18 protein-coding genes are annotated in these 18205 nt (G+C 50.8%); 16 read left to right on the forward strand and 2 right to left on the reverse strand.

Going from position 1 to position 18205, the window contains the following annotated elements; translation table 11 throughout:
• Nucleotides 1-15: 15 nt before the first annotated feature.
• Nucleotides 16-267 (reverse strand): 30S ribosomal protein S18, encoded by a 252-nt coding sequence (gene rpsR / locus ASU33_RS19740; RefSeq protein WP_059072510.1) that lies wholly within the window; start codon nt 265-267, stop codon nt 16-18.
• 1 nt (nt 268) lies between these two features.
• On the reverse strand, nt 269-643 hold the full coding sequence (gene rpsF, locus ASU33_RS19745) for a 30S ribosomal protein S6 (RefSeq protein WP_059072511.1): 375 nt from the start codon (nt 641-643) through the stop codon (nt 269-271).
• 491 nt (nt 644-1134) lie between these two features.
• Between rpsF and ASU33_RS19750 the strand changes: the two genes are divergently transcribed.
• The 16 genes from ASU33_RS19750 to ASU33_RS19825 all read left to right on the forward strand — a co-directional run bounded on the left by ASU33_RS19750 (nt 1135) and on the right by ASU33_RS19825 (nt 18033).
• Complete coding sequence (locus tag ASU33_RS19750) at nt 1135-2355, forward strand: cytochrome c3 family protein (protein WP_059072815.1); 1221 nt, start codon at nt 1135-1137, stop codon at nt 2353-2355.
• Between the two features lie 102 nt (nt 2356-2457).
• Nucleotides 2458-5538, forward strand: a complete 3081-nt coding sequence (locus ASU33_RS19755; protein WP_059072512.1) for a TAT-variant-translocated molybdopterin oxidoreductase — start codon at nt 2458-2460, stop codon at nt 5536-5538.
• Between the two features lie 28 nt (nt 5539-5566).
• Nucleotides 5567-7021: an NrfD/PsrC family molybdoenzyme membrane anchor subunit gene (gene nrfD, locus ASU33_RS19760; protein ID WP_059072513.1), complete on the forward strand. Its 1455-nt coding sequence runs from the start codon at nt 5567-5569 to the stop codon at nt 7019-7021.
• Nucleotides 7014-7538, forward strand: a complete 525-nt coding sequence (locus ASU33_RS19765) for a DUF3341 domain-containing protein (RefSeq protein ID WP_059072514.1) — start codon at nt 7014-7016, stop codon at nt 7536-7538. Before nrfD ends, ASU33_RS19765 begins: the two co-directional genes overlap by 8 nt.
• Nucleotides 7538-8263, forward strand: a complete 726-nt coding sequence (locus tag ASU33_RS19770; RefSeq protein WP_059072515.1) for a c-type cytochrome — start codon at nt 7538-7540, stop codon at nt 8261-8263. The genes ASU33_RS19765 and ASU33_RS19770 overlap by 1 nt, the downstream gene beginning before the upstream one ends.
• A 5-nt stretch (nt 8264-8268) precedes the next feature.
• Nucleotides 8269-9594, forward strand: coding sequence for a hypothetical protein (locus tag ASU33_RS19775; protein ID WP_059072516.1), 1326 nt, complete (start codon nt 8269-8271; stop codon nt 9592-9594).
• Between the two features lie 42 nt (nt 9595-9636).
• Nucleotides 9637-10704 carry a cytochrome c oxidase subunit II gene (locus tag ASU33_RS19780; RefSeq protein WP_059072517.1) on the forward strand — a complete coding sequence of 356 codons (1068 nt, stop codon included), beginning with the start codon at nt 9637-9639 and terminating at the stop codon, nt 10702-10704.
• Nucleotides 10705-10752: 48 nt separating this feature from the next.
• Nucleotides 10753-12585: a cytochrome c oxidase subunit I gene (locus ASU33_RS19785; protein ID WP_059072518.1), complete on the forward strand. Its 1833-nt coding sequence runs from the start codon at nt 10753-10755 to the stop codon at nt 12583-12585.
• A gap of 106 nt (nt 12586-12691) precedes the next feature.
• The gene (locus tag ASU33_RS19790; protein ID WP_059072519.1) at nt 12692-13771 is read left to right on the forward strand and encodes a COX15/CtaA family protein; all 1080 of its coding nucleotides are present in this window, start codon (nt 12692-12694) and stop codon (nt 13769-13771) included.
• Nucleotides 13772-13823: 52 nt separating this feature from the next.
• A complete protein-coding gene (gene cyoE / locus ASU33_RS19795; RefSeq protein ID WP_059072520.1) occupies nt 13824-14687 on the forward strand; it encodes a heme o synthase in 864 nt (287 codons plus the stop codon).
• A 10-nt stretch (nt 14688-14697) separates the two neighbouring features.
• Entirely contained in the window at nt 14698-15285 is a 588-nt protein-coding gene (locus ASU33_RS19800; RefSeq protein ID WP_059072521.1) for a cytochrome c oxidase subunit 3, read from the forward strand.
• A gap of 20 nt (nt 15286-15305) precedes the next feature.
• Nucleotides 15306-16070, forward strand: a complete 765-nt coding sequence (locus ASU33_RS19805; protein WP_059072522.1) for a cytochrome c oxidase subunit 3 — start codon at nt 15306-15308, stop codon at nt 16068-16070.
• Between the two features lie 88 nt (nt 16071-16158).
• Entirely contained in the window at nt 16159-16509 is a 351-nt protein-coding gene (locus ASU33_RS19810; RefSeq protein WP_059072523.1) for a cytochrome C oxidase subunit IV family protein, read from the forward strand.
• 45 nt (nt 16510-16554) lie between these two features.
• Nucleotides 16555-17187 (forward strand): SCO family protein, encoded by a 633-nt coding sequence (locus ASU33_RS19815; protein WP_160328244.1) that lies wholly within the window; start codon nt 16555-16557, stop codon nt 17185-17187.
• Nucleotides 17174-17737 (forward strand): DUF420 domain-containing protein, encoded by a 564-nt coding sequence (locus ASU33_RS19820; RefSeq protein WP_059072525.1) that lies wholly within the window; start codon nt 17174-17176, stop codon nt 17735-17737. The genes ASU33_RS19815 and ASU33_RS19820 overlap by 14 nt, the downstream gene beginning before the upstream one ends.
• Nucleotides 17738-17778: 41 nt before the next feature.
• Nucleotides 17779-18033 (forward strand): hypothetical protein, encoded by a 255-nt coding sequence (locus ASU33_RS19825; RefSeq protein ID WP_059072526.1) that lies wholly within the window; start codon nt 17779-17781, stop codon nt 18031-18033.
• Nucleotides 18034-18205: the final 172 nt, after the last annotated feature.

Raw genomic sequence — 18205 nt, forward strand, 5'->3', positions numbered from 1 at the left:
TTAGAGGGTAATGGACTACTTCAACTGGTCAGCCACATAGGGCATCAGAGCCAGGTGACGAGCTTTTGCTACGGCCTGAGCTACTTTGCGCTGGAATTTCAGGCTAGTGCCCGTGATGCGGCGGGGCAGAATGCGGCCCTGCTCGTTCACGAACTTCAGCAGGAAGTCCGGGTTCTTGTAATCTACGTAGCGAATGCCGGCCTTCTTGAAGCGGCAGTACTTCTTGCGTTGCTCCTGCTTGTGGATGCGTTCGTTGGCGAGGCTCATGTTACTGGGCTACTGCTTCTGATTGTTTTGCTTTCTGCTGGTTCAGCTCGCCCTTACGACGACGCTCATTGTAAGTCACAGCGTGCTTATCAAGAGCAGTGGTGAGGAAGCGGATTACGCGCTCATCGCGACGGAATGCCAATTCCAACGTGTCAACCAGCGTAGGCTCGCTAGCAAATTCTACCAGGAAGTAATACCCGGTCGATTTTTTCTGAATCGGATAAGCAAGCTTGCGCAAGCCCCAGCTTTCCGAATTCAGAATGTCGGCGCCATTTTCCTTAAGCACCTGAGTGAACTTCTCGATCGTCTCTTGAACCTGCGCGTCGTTCAGCACGGGCGTCAGGATGAAGACGGTCTCATAGTTTCTGTTAGCCATTGCGGAACAGAGAAAAAGTAAGTGAGACGATGAATGAGCCGGCAAAGGTAAGATAATTTCTTAATTCATTAAGTGTGTGAAAAGATAATTTGCACAAAATGGCAAAGTAAACTTATTGAGCATCAACTCTAAAACCTTAAAAAGCGTAGGCAGTTAACTAAATACAGATGCCTTGGCGCTAGCCTGAAGTTGTATGTTTTGAGGGAGGCATCTATACACCTATATATAATAAGGTGTAAGACAAGGCTTTTTAGAATGTTTCTAAGCAGTGCACATAGGCCAAAAATTAGCAAACCCTGGTTTGCGGTCTGGCAATCGTGGGCTACATTTGTGGCCCTAAAGCGCCCTGCTTTTACGTTTTTCCAGCACGTTTTGCAATGAGTAGCTTCCGACTACGTCCCTTTTCACACTGGCTTCTTGCTCTGTTTCTGACGTTTACTGCCGTTGGCCAAGTGGCTGCGCAGGACGCCGCAACAGTTAGCAAGGAGGGTGTGACCCCCGGCGCCACAGCCGGTGCCGCTCCGGCGGCCGCAGCGGGTGGTGCCGCCCCCGCTGGCGACGCCGCAGCCATTTCGGCCGGCGACGCCTTGTTCAAAGGCAACTGTGCCCAGTGCCACGCCATCAACGATGTGGTAGTTGGCCCTGCTTTGGCCGGTATCGATCAGCGTCGTCCGCTTCCCTGGCTCATCAAATGGATTCAGAATTCGAGCAAGATGGTAGCCAGCGGCGACGAGTACGCGGTGAAGATCTTCAACGAGTACCAGAAGCAACAAATGCCCAGCTTCGCACTGAGCGACGAGGAGGTAACTTCGATTATCGCTTACATCAAAGCTGAGTCATCTAAGCCAGCAACTGCTGCAGTTGGTGGAGATGACCGCGGCGCGGAAGGCAAACCTTCTGGCGAAGTAGCAGAAGGTAGTGCTGCTGGTGCAGGTAAGTACGTAAACGTTGTACTTATCGTGCTGATCGTAGTGCTTATCGTGTTGGTGGTTACGCTGGTAATCATTGCCAACATCATGCGCGATGTACTGCGTGGCCGCAAAGACCTAGACGGCCGCGACGTAGAAATGATCGATCAGAAGACGGATTGGATGGCTATCCTAAAGTCGGGTTGGTTTAAAGGAATTGTTGGTACGCTGTTCGTGCTCGTGGTTCTCTACGAATCTATCCAAGGTCTGATGGCCATCGGTCTGCAACAAGGCTATCAGCCTTCGCAGCCTATCGCCTTCTCGCACAAGCTGCACGCCGGTGAGCACCAGATCAACTGCGCATACTGCCACACCTCTGTATATAAGAGCAAGTCGGCTAATATTCCTTCGGCTAACATCTGTATGAACTGTCACTCGCAGATCAAAACGACTTCGCCGGAAATTAAGAAGATTTATCGCGCTATTCAGCGCAACCAGCCGATTCAGTGGGTACGTGTTCACAACCTGCCTGATCTGGCTTACTTCAACCATTCGCAGCATACCCAAGTAGGTGGCATTGAGTGCCAAACCTGCCACGGCCCGATCCAGAATATGGATGTGGTGTACCAGTATTCGGCTCTAACCATGGGTTGGTGCATCAACTGCCACCGCGAAACGCCGCTCAATACCAAAGGCAACGGTTACTACGATAACCTGGTTAAGCTGCACGACAAGGCTAATGCCGGTGCTCCGTTCACCGTGTCGTCGAATGGCGGCACTGAATGCTCGAAGTGCCACTACTAATCAAGAAAGTACTGAGCTAGGGTGTCAAGTAACGAAGTAAGCCTAGCGCTACTTCATACTAGATGCCCTAACTCTCTGCCAAATACGACTACCCAACCCACGATGCAAGAGTCGCCTAAGTACTGGAAGGGAATTGAGGAGCTCGAGAACTCACCGGAGTTTTTGCACAACGCCCTGAGCGAATTCGGGACGTTGCCGGTGAAGGAAAGCCACCCCTCAACGGATGATACGGTTGCACCGCGTCGCGACTTCCTGAAGCTGATGGGCTTTGGTCTAGCTGCCGCTACATTGGCTAGCTGCGAAGCACCCGTCCGTAAAGCCATTCCGTACCTGAACAAGCCCGAGGAAGTAGACCCGGGTATAGCTAACTTCTACGCTTCGACCTATTTCAACGGTCAGGACTACAACAGCGTGCTGATCAAGACGCGCGAAGGTCGCCCGATCAAGGTTGAAGGAAATCCGGAGTCGCCGGTAACGCGTGGCGGTTTGTCCGCTCGCGGTCAGGCGTCGTTGCTGAACCTGTACGACCAAGCTCGTCTGCAGTCATTTGCTATCAATGGCAAACCTGCCGACAAAGATCAGGTCGATCAAGAAATCCGTACGAAGCTTGCAGGTGTGACTGGTCGCATTGCAATCGTTTCGCCAACTATTATCAGCCCTACCACAAAGCGAGTTATCGCTGAGTTTGCAGGCCGTTATGCAAACACGGAGCACGTAATGTACGATGCAGTGTCGCAGTCGGGCTTGCTACGTGCAAACGGTGGTGTGGTACCAGGCTATGACTTCAGCAAAGCTGCTGTAATTGTAAGCTTAGCTGCCGACTTCCTGGGCACGTGGGTTTCTCCGGTAGAATACGCTTCGCAGTACATCGTAAACCGCAAGGTTTCTTCTTCTAAGAAGACGATGTCACGTCACTTCCAGTTTGAGCCAAATATGTCGCTCACTGGTGCTAATGCCGACGTTCGCGTAGCTGTTAAACCATCGGAGATTGGCAAGGTTGCTCTCGCCCTGTATAACGGTATCGTTGGTGGTGGTGCAGCTTCCTCTTATAGAAACGCCCAACTTACCAAGGCTATCAACGAACTGAAAGCTGCTGGCAATCGTGCCCTAGTGGTGTCTGGTTCGAACGATGTTGCAGTCCAAACCTTGGTAACTGCCATCAACGCTGCTCTAGGTAACACTGGGACTACAATCAACCCTGCAGCACCTTCCTATGTGCGTCAGGGTGATGATGCACGTATGGCGCGCTTGGTAGCTGATATGAAGGCTGGCCAAGTAGGTGCAGTTATCTTTTATCATGCTAACCCAGCCTACGACCACCCACTGGCCGCAGATGTAAAGCAAGCCCTGCAGAACAAAAATCTGCTGAGCATTTCGTTCAATGAGAAGATGGACGAAACTACCTCGCTTTGCCAGTACCAGTGCCCCGACCATAACTGGATGGAGTCCTGGAATGACTTCGAACCGCGTCGTGGTGCTTTGAGCTTGTCACAACCCGTTATCACACCCCTGTTCAAAACTCGTCAAGCACAGGAAAGCTTGCTCGTTTGGGCTGGTAACCCTAACACCTATTACAACTACCTGCGCAACAACTGGCGTGGTGTACTAGGTGGCAACTTTCAAGCTGGTTGGGATAAGGCAGTACACGATGGCGTAGCTGCTGGTACTCTCAGCCCAGCTCCGGCTACTCAAATAGCTCCTGTTATTTCGGCTGATCAGGCTGCTGGTGAAATTGCAGCTGCTAAGCCTGGCTCAGGCATCGAGCTTGCTCTGTACGAGAAAGTGGGTGTTGGCAACGGTTCGCATGCCAACAACCCTTGGTTGCAAGAATTGCCTGACCCAGTTTCCAAGGCAACTTGGGGCAACTATGTCTCTGTTTCCCGCGCGATGGCGAAGGAGCAGGAGTGGGAGCAGGGTGACGTAATCCGCGTAACGGCTAACGGTAAATCCGTCGAATTGCCGGTGCTAATTCAGCCTGGACAAGCTCAAGGTTCGGTAGGCATTGCTATCGGTTATGGTCGTGAGAAGGCAGGCAAAGTAGGGGATAAAGTAGGTAGTAACGCCTACCCTCTTGCTCAGCTTCGTAATGGTGCTATCGTGTACAACGTGCCGGTAACACTCGAAAAAACGGATGCCTCGCAGCCCATCGCCCAGACGCAGACGCACCATACCATTATGGACCGCAAGCCGGTAGTGCAAGAAGCTACGCTGGCTCAATACATCAAGGATTCTAAATCCGTAACTGAGTACGATAAGATCTCCACTCCCGAAGGATTGGAGAAACCGAACAAAGTTTCGCTGTGGCAGGATTACGAGTATAAGAACCACCACTGGGCAATGGCCATCGACCTCAACTCATGCATTGGCTGCGGCTCGTGCGTGTTGGGTTGCCAGGTTGAGAACAATATCCCCGTAGTTGGTAAGCAGGAAGTAATCAACCGTCGCGAGATGCACTGGTTGCGTATTGACCGCTATTATAGCTCCGATACGCATAAGGACTCGTTCGAAACCGAAGGTAAGCTGGCTACTTACGCGCTGATGGAAGACCCGTCGGATAATCCGCAGGTTATCTTCCAGCCGATGCTGTGCCAACACTGCAACCACGCTCCTTGCGAAACAGTGTGCCCGGTACTTGCTACTACTCACAGCACCGAGGGTCTGAATCAAATGACCTACAACCGCTGCGTAGGTACTCGCTACTGTGCAAACAACTGCCCCTATAAGGTGCGTCGTTTCAACTGGTTCTCGTACTACTCTAACGAGAAGTTCGAAACCGTGAACGGCCACATGTTCACCGACCTAGGTCGCATGGTGCTGAACCCCGACGTAACTGTGCGTGCCCGTGGCGTTATCGAAAAGTGCTCGTTCTGTGTACAGCGCATTCAGCTCGGTAAGCTGGAAGCCAAGAAGCAGAAGCGTCGTCCGGTTGATGGTGAAGTTGTAACAGCCTGCGCCCAGTCTTGCCCAACTCAAGCCATTGTATTTGGTGATCTGAAAGATCCGAACTCGCGTGTGTCGCAAATCTGGCGCCGTGAGGATGGTGAACGAGGCTTTAAAGTGCTTGACGCTATCAATACGCAGCCAAACATTACGTATCTGACGAAGATTCGTAATACGGACGTATCGAACTTCTTTGCGCCTGAAGCTGAGCATGCAGCTAAGGCTGAGCCCCACAATGCGTAAGTCAACTCGAAACTCTTAACTGATCAATATGCAGCACGTTTCGCCTGTACGTATACCGCTCGTAACAAGCGGTAAGACGTACCACGACGTCACCCAGGACGTGTGCCGCCAAGTGGAGGCCAAGCCGAACATCCGCTGGATGGCCGCGCTAGCCGTTGCCTTGTTTTTTCTGGGCATTTTCTTCTACTCTGTTTATCGTACTCTGTGGTACGGTATCGGTGAGTGGGGCCTCAACAAGACTGTCGACTGGGCCTGGGACATTACCAACTTTGTATGGTGGGTAGGTATCGGTCACGCAGGTACCCTGATTTCAGCAGTGCTTCTGCTATTCCGCCAAAAGTGGCGGACCTCCATTAACCGGGCCGCAGAAGCAATGACCATCTTCGCAGTTATCTGTGCTGCCATGTTCCCTGTACTGCACATGGGCCGTCCTTGGCTCGCATACTGGGTACTGCCACTCCAAAACACCTGGGGTTCTCTGTGGGTGAACTTCAATTCGCCTCTGCTCTGGGACGTATTCGCTATTTCGACTTACTTCTCGGTTTCGCTGGTGTTCTGGTATACCGGTCTGATTCCAGACTTCGCTACCATCCGCGACCGAGCTAAAGGGCCTATTGCCCGTCGTGCTTACGCTCTTCTGAGCTTTGGTTGGAAAGGTGGTGCTAAGCACTGGTCGCGTTACGAAACTGTTTCGCTTATTCTGGCTGGTGTCTCGACTCCGCTTGTACTGTCGGTACACACCATCGTATCGATGGACTTTGCTACCTCGGTAGTGCCAGGTTGGCACACTACGATCTTCCCGCCTTACTTCGTAGCTGGTGCAATCTTCTCGGGCTTCGCAATGGTACTCACGCTCATGCTGATTACCCGCGTAGTATTCCGCCTCGAGGATTATATCACCTTAGAGCACATTGCTCTCATGAACAAAATCATGATGATCACAGGCTCTATCGTAGGTGTAGCTTATATCACTGAGTTCTTTATTGCTTGGTACTCGCAAGTTGAGTTCGAGCAGTACGCCTTCATCAACCGTGCTACTGGTCCTTACTGGTGGGCGTACTGGTCAATGATGACCTGCAACGTGATTTCGCCTCAGTTGGTATGGATCCGTCGCATCCGTTACAGCATCCCCGCAACGTTCATTTTGTCAATCATCGTGAACATTGGTATGTGGTTCGAGCGCTTCGTGATTATTGTTACCTCGCTGCACCGTGACTACTTGCCGTCCAGCTGGGCAATGTTCTCGCCTTCGATCATTGACATTGGTATATATGTAGGTACTCTGGGCCTGTTCTTCACCTTGTTCCTTCTGTTTGCCAAGTTCTTCCCCGTGATCAACATGGCTGAAGTAAAATCCATCCTCAAATACGGTGTAGACAACGGCCCGACCTACGGTGGTAATAACACCGGTGCTCAACAGTCGAGCTATCGTCCGACCGGTGCTCCTGCTTCTGCTCCCGTAAACTACAACAAGCATGACTAAGCGGTACGCGCTCGGCATCTTCGAAGACGAAGACGTGCTTTTGCACGCTATTGAAAACATTCGCGCTGCCGGCGTAAAAATCTACGACGTTTTCTCGCCTTACCCTATTCACGGCATTGATGATGCCTTGGGTATCGAACGCTCCCGTCTGCCGATTGCTGCCTTCTTTTATGGATTGTGCGGCTTGTCGTTTGCGCTCTGGATGCAGATCTACATGATGGGTTTCGACTGGCCAATGATTGTTGGCGGTAAGCCTCACATCGGTCTTCCGGCTTTCATTCCAGTAGCTTTTGAGTTAACAGTTCTCTTCACTGCTCACGGCATGATGATTACTTTCTTTCTCATCAGCAAGCTTTGGCCACGTTGGCGCGTACCTGTAATGGATGTGCGTTCAACCGATGATAAGTTCGTAATGGCCATCGAACTGAAGGAAGGAACCGATCTGGCTCAACTCACCCAACTGCTGCGTAGCAACGGTGCTTCTGAGGTGAACGAAAAAGAAATGACCAAAGAATAATGACGCACTTAGTAAAATACGGCGTCCAGGCTTCGGCCATTCTGTTCGCTTCGGTGCTTGTTACTGCTTGCAACGATGCCAACGATCCTGGCTTGGAGTATGCGCCTCAGATGTACGAGTCGATTCCGTACGAGCCGCTGAAACAATACGATGCAAATACGGTAAATCCGATGGGCTTAAACATGCGAAACCCTGCTATTGCTACGGTTCCGCGTGGAAAGCTTGATTACTTCAATCATATCGGGAAAGACAGTGTAGGTATTGCTGAGCGTACTCTGCGCAACCCACTGGCATATAGCCGCCAAAACCTTGAGGAAGGTAAGGTTCTATATACCCGAATCTGCCAACACTGCCACGGTGAGCAAGGTGACGGACAAGGGCCTGTCGGAGCTAAATTCAAAGGTGTACCTAGTTATTCAACTGGTGCATATGTTAACATGAATGATGCTCACATCTACCATGTGATTCAGTGGGGCAAAGGACGGATGATGCCGCACGGCTCAATTGTCAATCCGGAGGAGCGCTGGAAAATTGCTATGTACGTCCGCGTACTGCAGAAAGGTAAAGGTCCGGAAGGCATGAGCGAATTGGTAACAGACGAACTTACCCCTACGCAGAAAACCAACCCCGAAAATCAGGAGCCTTACGGTGAGGCGCAAGCTAACAAAGCTTCGGAAACCCCGGGCCAAGGTGGCACGGAGGCTCGTAACGGCACGGCAGAGTAATCAATATGGCTTCAACGCATCATCACGAACCTGTAACGGCTGAGTTTCTAGAACTCTCGCCTGCTGCTCGCCGTCGGTTCATCCTGTTCATTGTTGCCGGGGTCGTGCTTATGGCCATCGGTCTCATCATGGCTGCCATGGGTATTGGTGGCGGCCACCACGAAGTAGCTGCTGCTGCTCATGGTGCCTCAGAAGGTGCTGGTGCATCAGTTGAGCATGGTGGAGATCATGCTCCGGTATGGCTTCGCCGTTTGTTTGCCAGCCTGTGGCAAAGCAATACTTATCTAATTGGTATCTCTGTTGTCGGCACAGTATTCGTAGCAATTAATACTGTTGCTTATGCAGGCTGGTCAATCATCGTTCGCCGCATTGCAGAAGCTTTCAGTGCTTGGTTGCTTCCTGGCTTGGTGATCATGCTGATTGTGTTCTTCGCGAGCGGGCACAACCTGTTCCACTGGCGTACTCACGGCATCATGGATCCGGGCTCTGAGAATTACGATGCAATCATTGCTGGCAAATCAGGCTTCTTGAACTTGCCTTTCTATGTGATTCGTATGGTGCTGTTCGTACTAATCTGGTGGTTTTTCTCGGAACGTTTGCGAAAGCTCTCTTTGGAAGAAGATCAACTAGGCGGTACGGGTTTCTGGGATAAGAGCATCAATGTGTCAGCGCTCTTCCTCGTACTGTTTGCTGTTACATCTTCAATTGCTGCTTGGGATTGGGTGATGTCTATTGACACTCACTGGTTCTCAACCATGTTCGGTTGGTATGTATTTGCTTCGTGGTGGGTAGCAGGTATTGCTGCGATTCTCCTGAGTGCTATATTCCTGAAGCAAGCCGGTTACTTGCGCTTTTTGAATTCGAACCACCTGCATGACCTAGGAAAGCTGATGTTTGGCTTCAGCATCTTCTGGACTTACATCTGGTTCTCACAGTTCATGTTGATTTGGTACGCGAACCTCCCCGAGGAATCGGTGTACTTCAATCAACGTCTAGGTGGCTTCAATGGCCAATATACTTGGTTGTTCTTCTTCAACCTGATCATCAATTTCGCTTTCCCATTCTTGGCTCTAATGACCCGCGATGCTAAGCGTCAGATGATCATGCTGAAGATTGTGGCTATTGCGGTGCTGATTGGCCACTGGCTTGACTTCTATATGATGATCATGCCCGGAACGTTGAAGGCCGACAGTGGGTTTATCATAGAAATCGGTACTGCGCTGGTTTTCCTCGGCTCGTTCCTCCTCTTGATGACCAAACGTCTCTCGCAAGCTTCTCTGATTCCGGTTAATCATCCCTTTGTAGAGGAGAGCGTACATCATACCACCTAAGCTCGCGCTGTTCGGACCACTGACTTTCACAACGTACAACTAATGATTGCTCTCGGTATCCTTCTGGCGCTGGTGCTTCTGCTGGTCGTGTTCGGCCTCTTATTCCGGCTTCAGATCCTCACTTCCATTTTCTCTGGTAGCTATAACCGTCCTATTGGTCTTAGCAATCGAGTAAATGCCATCCTAATGCTGCTGTTCCTGATTTTAGGAGGCGCAGCGTTTGCTTACTCCTTTGTCGATAATTACGACAAAATGAATCCGCCGATTGCCTCTGTGCACGGCCTGCATACAGAGAAGCTTTTCTGGACCACGATGGTAGTTATCGGCATCGTGTTCGTGATTACGCAGGTAGCTCTGTTTGTTTACTCTTACCGCTACCAGTATAAGGAGGGGCGTCGCGCTTTCTTCTTTTCGCACAACAACAAAATCGAAATCATCTGGACGGTTATTCCGGCAGTTGTTATGTCGGGTTTGATTTTTGGTGGTTGGAAGGAGTGGACCAACATCATGGGACCTGCTCCCAAAGACGCCATCGAGGTCGAGATTATGGGTAAGCAGTTCAACTTCCTTGTTCGCTACCCAGGTCGTGACCAAAAGCTTGGCAACATCAACTACCGTTTGATCGATGCTACGAATGAGTTTGGCTTCGACTTGAACGATCAGCGTGGAATGGATGACTTCACAGCTGGTGAAGTGCACGTACCTAAAGGCCATCCGGTTTTAATGCGTATCCGTTCGCGCGATGTGTTGCACGCTGTATATGCACCTCATTTCCGCGTACAGATGTATGCCGTACCCGGCATGCCTACCAAGTTCTGGTTCACTCCAACCAAGACTACTGACGAAATGCGGGCACAAACAGGAAATCCGAACTTCAACTACGAGATTGCCTGTAACCAGATCTGCGGTCGTGGTCACTTTGCTATGAAGGCGACTATTATCGTTGACGAGCCAGAAGACTACATCGCCTGGTATTCGCAACAGAAGGCATTTGTAGAGCAGAACCCAGATGTACTAGCCGATTTCAAACAGAAAAAGGCTGCATCTGTTGAACAAGCACAGGCTGCTGCTGAAGTGCCCTCTACTGTTTCGGCCAAAGCCGCCCTCTAACGAGTAACTTAAAAGCACGCTTTTCTGATGGCTGCATCTAATATTCCGATGGGCTCGGCGCCAACTAGTGCGCCGCACATCCAGCATCACGTAGCCGGCGACCACCACGACGAGCACCATGATGAAGGAAACTTCTTAACGAAGTATGTCTTCAGCACGGACCACAAGATGATTGCCAAGCAATTCTTGATTTCAGGTATTGCTTGGGCTTTTATCGGTGCTACGCTCTCGACGCTGTTCCGGATTCAGCTGGGTTGGCCTGATGCTCAACTTACTTGGCTTGAGCCTTTGTTGGGCCGCTGGGTAGAAGGAGGTAAGCTCAACCCCGAGTTTTACCTTGCACTGGTTACCATGCACGGCACTATCATGGTGTTTTTCGTGCTGACTGCAGGCTTGAGCGGTACCTTCTCTAACTTCCTCATTCCCCTGCAGATTGGTGCCCGCGACATGGCATCAGGCTTCATGAACATGCTCTCGTTCTGGTTCTTCTTCCTGGCGGGTATTGTAATGTTCGTTTCTCTGTTCCTTGAAACAGGCCCTGCTGCCGCTGGTTGGACGATTTATCCCCCGCTGAGTGCGTTGCCGCAGGCAATTCCTGGCTCGGGTGCAGGTCAAACACTGTGGCTGGTATCAATGGCCCTATTCATTGTATCGCAGCTCCTAGGTGGTGTTAACTACATCACAACTGTTATCAACCTACGGACTGCCGGTATGTCGATGGCTAAGCTGCCGCTGACAATTTGGTCGTTCTTCCTGACTGCTATTCTGGGTCTGCTTTCCTTCCCAGTACTGTTCTCAGCAGCATTGCTGTTGATCTTCGACCGTTCGTTCGGAACCAGCTTCTTCCTTTCTGATATCTACATTGGTGGTGAGGCTCTTAACCACGTTGGTGGTAGCCCGATCTTGTTCCAGCACTTGTTCTGGTTCCTAGGTCACCCGGAAGTTTACATTGTAATCATGCCGGCAATGGGTATCGTATCTGAAGTAATGGCAACGAATGCTCGTAAGCCAATCTTCGGTTACCGTGCCATGATTGGTTCGCTGATTGGCATTTCGCTCCTCTCGTTCGTTGTGTGGGCCCACCACATGTTCGTAACAGGTATGAACCCCTTCCTCGGATCGGTGTTTATGTTCCTCACGCTCATCATCGCAGTACCTTCAGCAGTAAAGACCTTTAACTGGCTGGCTACGCTGTGGCGCGGTAATATCCGTTTCACCACTGCTATGATGTTTGCTATCGGTTTCGTTTCGCTGTTCGTTTCGGGCGGTCTAACGGGTATTATCCTAGGTAACGCTGCACTGGACATCCAGATGCACAACACTTACTTTGTGGTTGCTCACTTCCACTTGGTAATGGGCAGCTCTGCCTTCTTCGGCATGTTTGCTGGTGTTTATCACTGGTTCCCGAAGATGTTTGGTCGTATGATGGACGAGAAGCTAGGCTATGTACACTTCTGGCTGACCATATTGGCTGCTTACTTAGTGTTCCTGCCGATGCACTACGTTGGTATTGCTGGTTTCCCACGCCGTTACTACGCCTACACCGCGTATGAAACCTTCAACCAGTTTGCTGACCTGAATACGTTCATTTCGATTGCGGCAATCTTTGCCTTCTTCGCACAGTTCGTCTTCTTGTTCAACTTTGTCTACAGCATCTTCCGTGGCCGTCGGGCTACTGAGAACCCATGGAATTCGAACACGCTGGAGTGGACTACCCCAGTTGAGCCTGGTCACGGTAACTGGCCCGGTGCAATTCCTGCTGTCTACCGTTGGCCGTATGATTACAGCAAACCTGGTGCAGAGCAAGACTTTATTCCGCAACACATCCCGTACTCGCAGACTGTTTCTTCGAACCTGCCATACGAGCGCGAAATGGAATAATTAACGCTGCGCAATCATTGAAAAGGGAAGCCATAATCTGGCTTCCCTTTTCTTTTTCAACCTTTTGGGTAGGAACTTCGCGGCCTCATCTGGTTTTACTATTTAGATGAACACACCAACTTTTGAACGCAGATTCACGCTTACTGCTACGCTTACATTAGTGGCAGTTTACATACTGATTTTGGTAGGAGGCATTGTGCGGAGCACTGGCTCCGGTATGGGGTGCCCTGATTGGCCAAAATGCTTTGGTCAGTGGGTTCCGCCGACACACATCAATGAATTACCTCCTAATTACAAGGAGGTTTACACTGCCCAAAGGGTAGCTAAAAACGAGCGTGTGGCAAACACACTTAAAAGTTTGGGCTTTACTGAGGTGGCAGCTAACATTTTCGCTCATCCCAATCAATATATCGAAACTGATTTTAACCCTGTCAAAACATGGATTGAGTATCTCAACCGCTTAACAGGTGTAATTATTGGTTTCCTGATTCTGCTGACAGTAGTTGTAGCGTGGCCATATCGGCGTAGTGACCCATTAATCTTCTGGGCATCGTTTCTTAGTTTCATTACAGTAGGCGTACAGGGCTGGCTCGGGTCGTTGGTGGTATCTACTAATCTGCTACCGGTGATGGTGACTATCCACATGAGCTTGGCTCTAGTTTTAGTAGCCTTATTAATTTGGGCTATTGTGCGTGCTGGTAGCACACCTCAGATGCCATTTCTTCAGCAATTACCTAGTGGATTATCAGCATTACTCTTTGGCCTGACAGCTCTTACTTTCTTGCAAATCGTATTAGGTACGCAGGTCAGAGAAGATATTGACATGGTAGCGTTTGGGCTAAATTATCTACACCGCGACCAATGGATTGCGCAACTCGGCGGGGTGTTCAGGTTCCACCGAACCTTCTCTGCGGTGTTGCTTATTGGCAACGTGTATGCGGCCATAAAGCTGTTTCAAACGGGTGTGTCAATGCTTAACAAACTGGCCTATGCTACACTCGCGGTACTGCTACTCGAAATAGTGGCTGGCATAACGCTCGCCTACTTTGCAATGCCTGCCGCAGCTCAGCCTATTCATCTTACCCTAGGAACGCTCTTGTTCGGAGTGCAATTTCTGGCGTTTGTGCAATACCGAAAGCTGACGCAGTTATCGCAACCCGTCGAGCATCCGGCAGTTGTTGCGTAACTTTGCGGCCCCATTTGGAGCCGAATGCCCGGCTTGATTGTTTTTGCTGCTGATGACAAAGGTCAGGGCCTACTTCCAACTTCTGAAATTCCGGCTTTCGCTCACGGTAGCGTTTTCCGCTGCCATCGGCTTCATGCTTGGCCAGCATGAGTTTGCGTGGCGTGTCCACTGGGCTGAAGCGTTGCTCGTAATGCTTGGCGGCTTGCTAGTAACCGGTTCAGCAAACACCATTAACCAGATCTACGAAAAGGATCTGGACCGCCTGATGAAGCGAACAGCCAAGCGGCCGATGCCACAAGGCGTTTTGTCGGTTACCGAGGCTTGGACGTTTGTTGTACTTACTGGCGTTGCAGGCTTGTTGCTGCTGGGGTGGTATTTCAATCCACTAACAGCAGCTATATCTCTGCTCTCACTCATTCTCTACGGCTTCATCTACACTCCGCTGAAGCGAATTTCGCCTATCTGTGTGGCGGTAGGGGCAATACCGGGCGGCTTGCCGCCTATGATTGGCTGGGTAGCTGCTACGGGCATGCTCACCGTGGAAGCTTGGATTCTATTTGGTATCCAGTTCATGTGGCAATTTCCTCACTTCTGGGCCATTGCCTGGGTACTCGATGAGGACTACAGCAAAGCTGGTTTTCGTATGCTGCCTACAGCCGGTGGACGCGATTTACGTACGGCCTTTCAAATCATGACTTATACGCTGCTGCTCATACCGCTTAGCCTGCTACCCATGCAGTTTGGTATGACGGGTAAAACTTCGGCGGTAATTGCTGTGCTATGCGGAGTTTTATTCTTGATGCAGACGTTTTACCTCATGCGCACAGGCTCTAAAAAGGCCGCCATGCGCATCATGTTTGGCTCCTTTCTGTATCTGCCAATTGTACAGATAGCCTTAGTAATCGACAAACTCTAACATTTCGGATATGCATCCTTCCGAGTCGTTAAATAACAAGCAAGTAGCCCTAGGTATTCACCCGTTGCGCTTCTTGCTGTGGCTAATGATCATCAGCATCACCATGATGTTCGCGGCCTTCACAAGCGCTTACATTGTGCGTCGGGGCGAAGGCGGTTGGCTCGAATTCGACCTACCTTCTGGTTTGCTGTTCAACTCGGCCGTAATCGTGCTAAGCAGCGCGGCCATGCAGTTGGCTTGGTTCTCGGCCCGCCGCGATGAGTTGCGTCGGGTGCAATGGGCTATGCTGGCAACCTTTGCCCTAGGTGTGCTTTTCCTGATTGGTCAATGGCAAGTGTGGGAAGAGCTGGTTCAAAGCAAGATTTTCTTCGGTGGTGCCGACAGCAATCCGGCGGGTTCCTTCGTATATGTGCTTACGGGTGTACACGGATTTCACCTTATCACAGGTTTGGTGTTCCTACTGGTAGTACTGCTTAAGAGCCTGCGCTTTCAGGTTCACTCCCGGCAAATGATGGCTATGACCAACGGAGCCATCTACTGGCACTTCCTGGGTGGGCTTTGGTTGTACCTGTATTTGTTTCTACTTTTGAACCACTGATTTCGTTTTTCTTGCACACTATGGCCATTTCCACTACGGCAACGCAGAACGCCGCTTACGAAGCGCCGCGGAGCGGCACCTGGGACGGCGGTAACGAACCTTTCAAGGCTAGCTACGGCAAGCTGATGATGTGGTTCTTTCTGCTGTCGGATGCATTCACGTTCGCGGCATTCCTGACCACCTACGGCATGGTGCGTCATCGCCACCTTGCTTACACCGGTACGCCCGAGGCTTTCAAGTTCAGCACTGCTTACTGGCCCATCCCGGAAAAAGTATTTAACGCCTTCCCAGGCTTGCACGGGTATGATATCCCGCTGGCCTTCGTGGCTTTGATGACCATGATTCTCATCGTGTCATCGGTAACGATGGTACTGGCTGTAGAGGCTGGCCACCGGATGGATAAGGACGACGTGCAGAAATGGCTGCTGTGGACAATCCTGTTTGGTGGTATGTTCCTGGGTTGCCAAGCTTGGGAATGGGCTCACTTCATCAGCGGCACCGACGAGGGCACGCTGATGGCTGATGGTTCGCGCTTCTTCGGGGCAAACCTTACCATGAACCAATACGGCCCGGTGCTATTTGCTGACCTTTTCTTCTTCATCACGGGTTTCCACGGTACACACGTATTCTCTGGTGTGTGCTTGCTGGTGTACGCTTTCATCGCGACTACCAACGGTACCTTCCACAAGCGTGGGCACTACGAAATGGTTGAGAAGATTGGCCTGTACTGGCACTTTGTAGACCTGGTGTGGGTATTCGTTTTCACCTTCTTCTACCTGATCTAATTGCTTAATAGTTGAATGGCTAAATGGGCTGCATGTTCGTCGAACATCAACCATTTAGCCATTTGGCTGTTTTAATCCTGTCATAATCATGGCTCACCACGCTCCCGAACACGATTACAACGCCGAAGGTCACGCGGTACACGGCAAGCCTAACGTAAAGCCGATTCTGCGCGCACTGGCGTGGATTGTGGGCATCACTGCCTTCGAATTCCTGCTTGCTTTCGTGATGGACGCAAGCACCTTGCGCAACTCGATCTTCATCATCCTGACGATCTTCAAAGCCTTCTTCATCGTTGCCGAGTTTATGCACTTGCGCCACGAAACGAAGGGTCTGATCTGGTCGATCATGATTCCCATGGCCCTGCTTATTTGGCTACTAGTAGCTCTGGTTTCTGAAGGTAGCTTCGTTGGCGAAGCCATCTTCAACGCTTACAAGTAAAGCATGAGGCCCCAGAAGATTTTAGTGCTGGGCCTACTTCTGCTTTTGCCGGTACTGGCTTTTCTGTTTCTGTACAGCTTCGGCACCAACCATTTCGCGCTGCGCACTTTTTACCCGCTTCGTGTCGACTCGACACAAGTAGAGGGAAAGTGGCAGCGCGATACGGTTTTTCACAGGATTGGAAATTTTCGCCTCGTTAATCAATCGGGGCAACCTACTACCCAGCGAAACCTCGAAGGCAGTGTGTATGTGGCCAGCTTCTTTTTTACCACCTGCCCACAAGTTTGCCCTAGGTTAAATAGCCAATTGCAGCGGGTACAGGAGAAATTCAGAAAGGAGCCGCGCGTAAAGCTGGCATCTTTTAGTGTTGATCCGCAGCACGATTCGGTGGCTGTACTGGCTAATTACGCCGAGCAGTATGGAGCCATTGCTGGTAAGTGGTATTTTCTGACCGGAGCGAAGGACAACATTAACCGGTTGGCCCTGCAGGACTACAAAATTGCCGAAGCTGGACCGGCACCAATAAGCTCGTCTCCTGGTTTAGTACACAGCCAGCGGCTGGTGCTTGTCGACCGCGATAAGCACATCCGCGGGGTGTATGATGGGCTCGATCCAAAGGATGTGGATCGATTAATGACTGAAATCCGCATTTTGCTTTACACCTATGACCACGACTAACACCGGCGTAATAACCGGACCCGTAACGCCGCGCGGGTACAAAGTGGTAATGATTGCACTGGGCGCTATCATCCCGATAGCTGTGGCAGTGCTATATTATTTCCCGCAGCTCTTCCGCATCGAAGGGGCTGATGTCAGCTTTTTGCCTGCCGTTAATGCCGGGATAAACTCGCTTACGGCTGTGTGCTTGGTGTTGGGCTACTATTTCATTCGCAACAAGGATGTAGCCAAGCACCGCGCGATGATGGGTGCTGCATTTGTGCTGGGCTCCATCTTTTTGGTTTCGTATGTAGTGTATCACTCGCAAGCCGTAACCACGCGCTTTGGTGGCGAAGGCCTGATTCGTTACATCTACTACTTCCTGCTACTCACCCACATTCTGCTAGCAGCTGTGACGGTGGGTATGGTACTGTTTACGTTGTTTTTTGCGGTAACCAACCAATTTGCTAAGCACCGCAAAATCGCGCGCTGGACATACCCGATTTGGCTGTATGTATCGATTACGGGCGTAATCGTATACTTCATGATTGCGCCGTATTACGCGCATTAGAGTACGCGTAACTTCACTTCCCTGTAGCTGTTGATTGAGGTATGAAAAAGATGTTGGTTGCCGTATTGCCTATCCTGTTTGTGATGCTGATCGGCCTCGCACCGCAGGCAAGCTATGCCCAATGCACGTTGTGTAAAAACAATGTAGAAGCGGCCCGTACCGAAAAGGATGGGTACGACATTTCGGGCCTAAACAAGGGGATTCTGTACATGATGGCGGCACCGTACGTCATGGGTGGCATAGTAGGCTTTTTCTGGTACCGTAACGTGCGCCGGAAGCGCCGGCAAGCCATTTAGTTGCTGTTGGAGTAAGAGCCTAGGTAAGCATTCCAGTTCAGAGCTAAGCAGTACCCAAGCTTGCTCGCCACACGTACTACCCGCCACTGTGCAGCAGTATCCTATTGATCTTGCATGCAAATGCCGCCTACTGGCGGCATTTTTGCTTGAGGGGCTGCCAAATACCTAGGTA

The sequence above is a fragment of the Solirubrum puertoriconensis genome, from assembly GCF_001483135.1.
In the GTDB taxonomy this organism is placed as follows: Bacteria; Bacteroidota; Bacteroidia; order Cytophagales; family Hymenobacteraceae; genus Solirubrum; species Solirubrum puertoriconensis.

Bases quoted from the DNA above. Each gene is read 5' to 3' on its own strand.
- ASU33_RS19765 (WP_059072514.1), top strand. From the start codon at position 7,014: ATGACTAAGCGGTACGCGCTCGGCATCTTCGAAGACGAAGACGTGCTT.
- ASU33_RS19810 (WP_059072523.1), top strand. From the start codon at position 16,159: ATGGCTCACCACGCTCCCGAACACGATTACAACGCCGAAGGTCACGCG.
- ASU33_RS19755 (WP_059072512.1), top strand. From the start codon at position 2,458: ATGCAAGAGTCGCCTAAGTACTGGAAGGGAATTGAGGAGCTCGAGAAC.
- rpsF (WP_059072511.1), bottom strand. From the start codon at position 643: ATGGCTAACAGAAACTATGAGACCGTCTTCATCCTGACGCCCGTGCTG.
- rpsR (WP_059072510.1), bottom strand. From the start codon at position 267: ATGAGCCTCGCCAACGAACGCATCCACAAGCAGGAGCAACGCAAGAAG.
- nrfD (WP_059072513.1), top strand. From the start codon at position 5,567: ATGCAGCACGTTTCGCCTGTACGTATACCGCTCGTAACAAGCGGTAAG.
- ASU33_RS19825 (WP_059072526.1), top strand. From the start codon at position 17,779: ATGAAAAAGATGTTGGTTGCCGTATTGCCTATCCTGTTTGTGATGCTG.
- ASU33_RS19800 (WP_059072521.1), top strand. From the start codon at position 14,698: ATGCATCCTTCCGAGTCGTTAAATAACAAGCAAGTAGCCCTAGGTATT.
- ASU33_RS19775 (WP_059072516.1), top strand. From the start codon at position 8,269: ATGGCTTCAACGCATCATCACGAACCTGTAACGGCTGAGTTTCTAGAA.
- ASU33_RS19790 (WP_059072519.1), top strand. From the start codon at position 12,692: ATGAACACACCAACTTTTGAACGCAGATTCACGCTTACTGCTACGCTT.
- ASU33_RS19820 (WP_059072525.1), top strand. From the start codon at position 17,174: ATGACCACGACTAACACCGGCGTAATAACCGGACCCGTAACGCCGCGC.
- ASU33_RS19805 (WP_059072522.1), top strand. From the start codon at position 15,306: ATGGCCATTTCCACTACGGCAACGCAGAACGCCGCTTACGAAGCGCCG.
- ASU33_RS19780 (WP_059072517.1), top strand. From the start codon at position 9,637: ATGATTGCTCTCGGTATCCTTCTGGCGCTGGTGCTTCTGCTGGTCGTG.
- ASU33_RS19785 (WP_059072518.1), top strand. From the start codon at position 10,753: ATGGGCTCGGCGCCAACTAGTGCGCCGCACATCCAGCATCACGTAGCC.
- cyoE (WP_059072520.1), top strand. From the start codon at position 13,824: ATGACAAAGGTCAGGGCCTACTTCCAACTTCTGAAATTCCGGCTTTCG.
- ASU33_RS19770 (WP_059072515.1), top strand. From the start codon at position 7,538: ATGACGCACTTAGTAAAATACGGCGTCCAGGCTTCGGCCATTCTGTTC.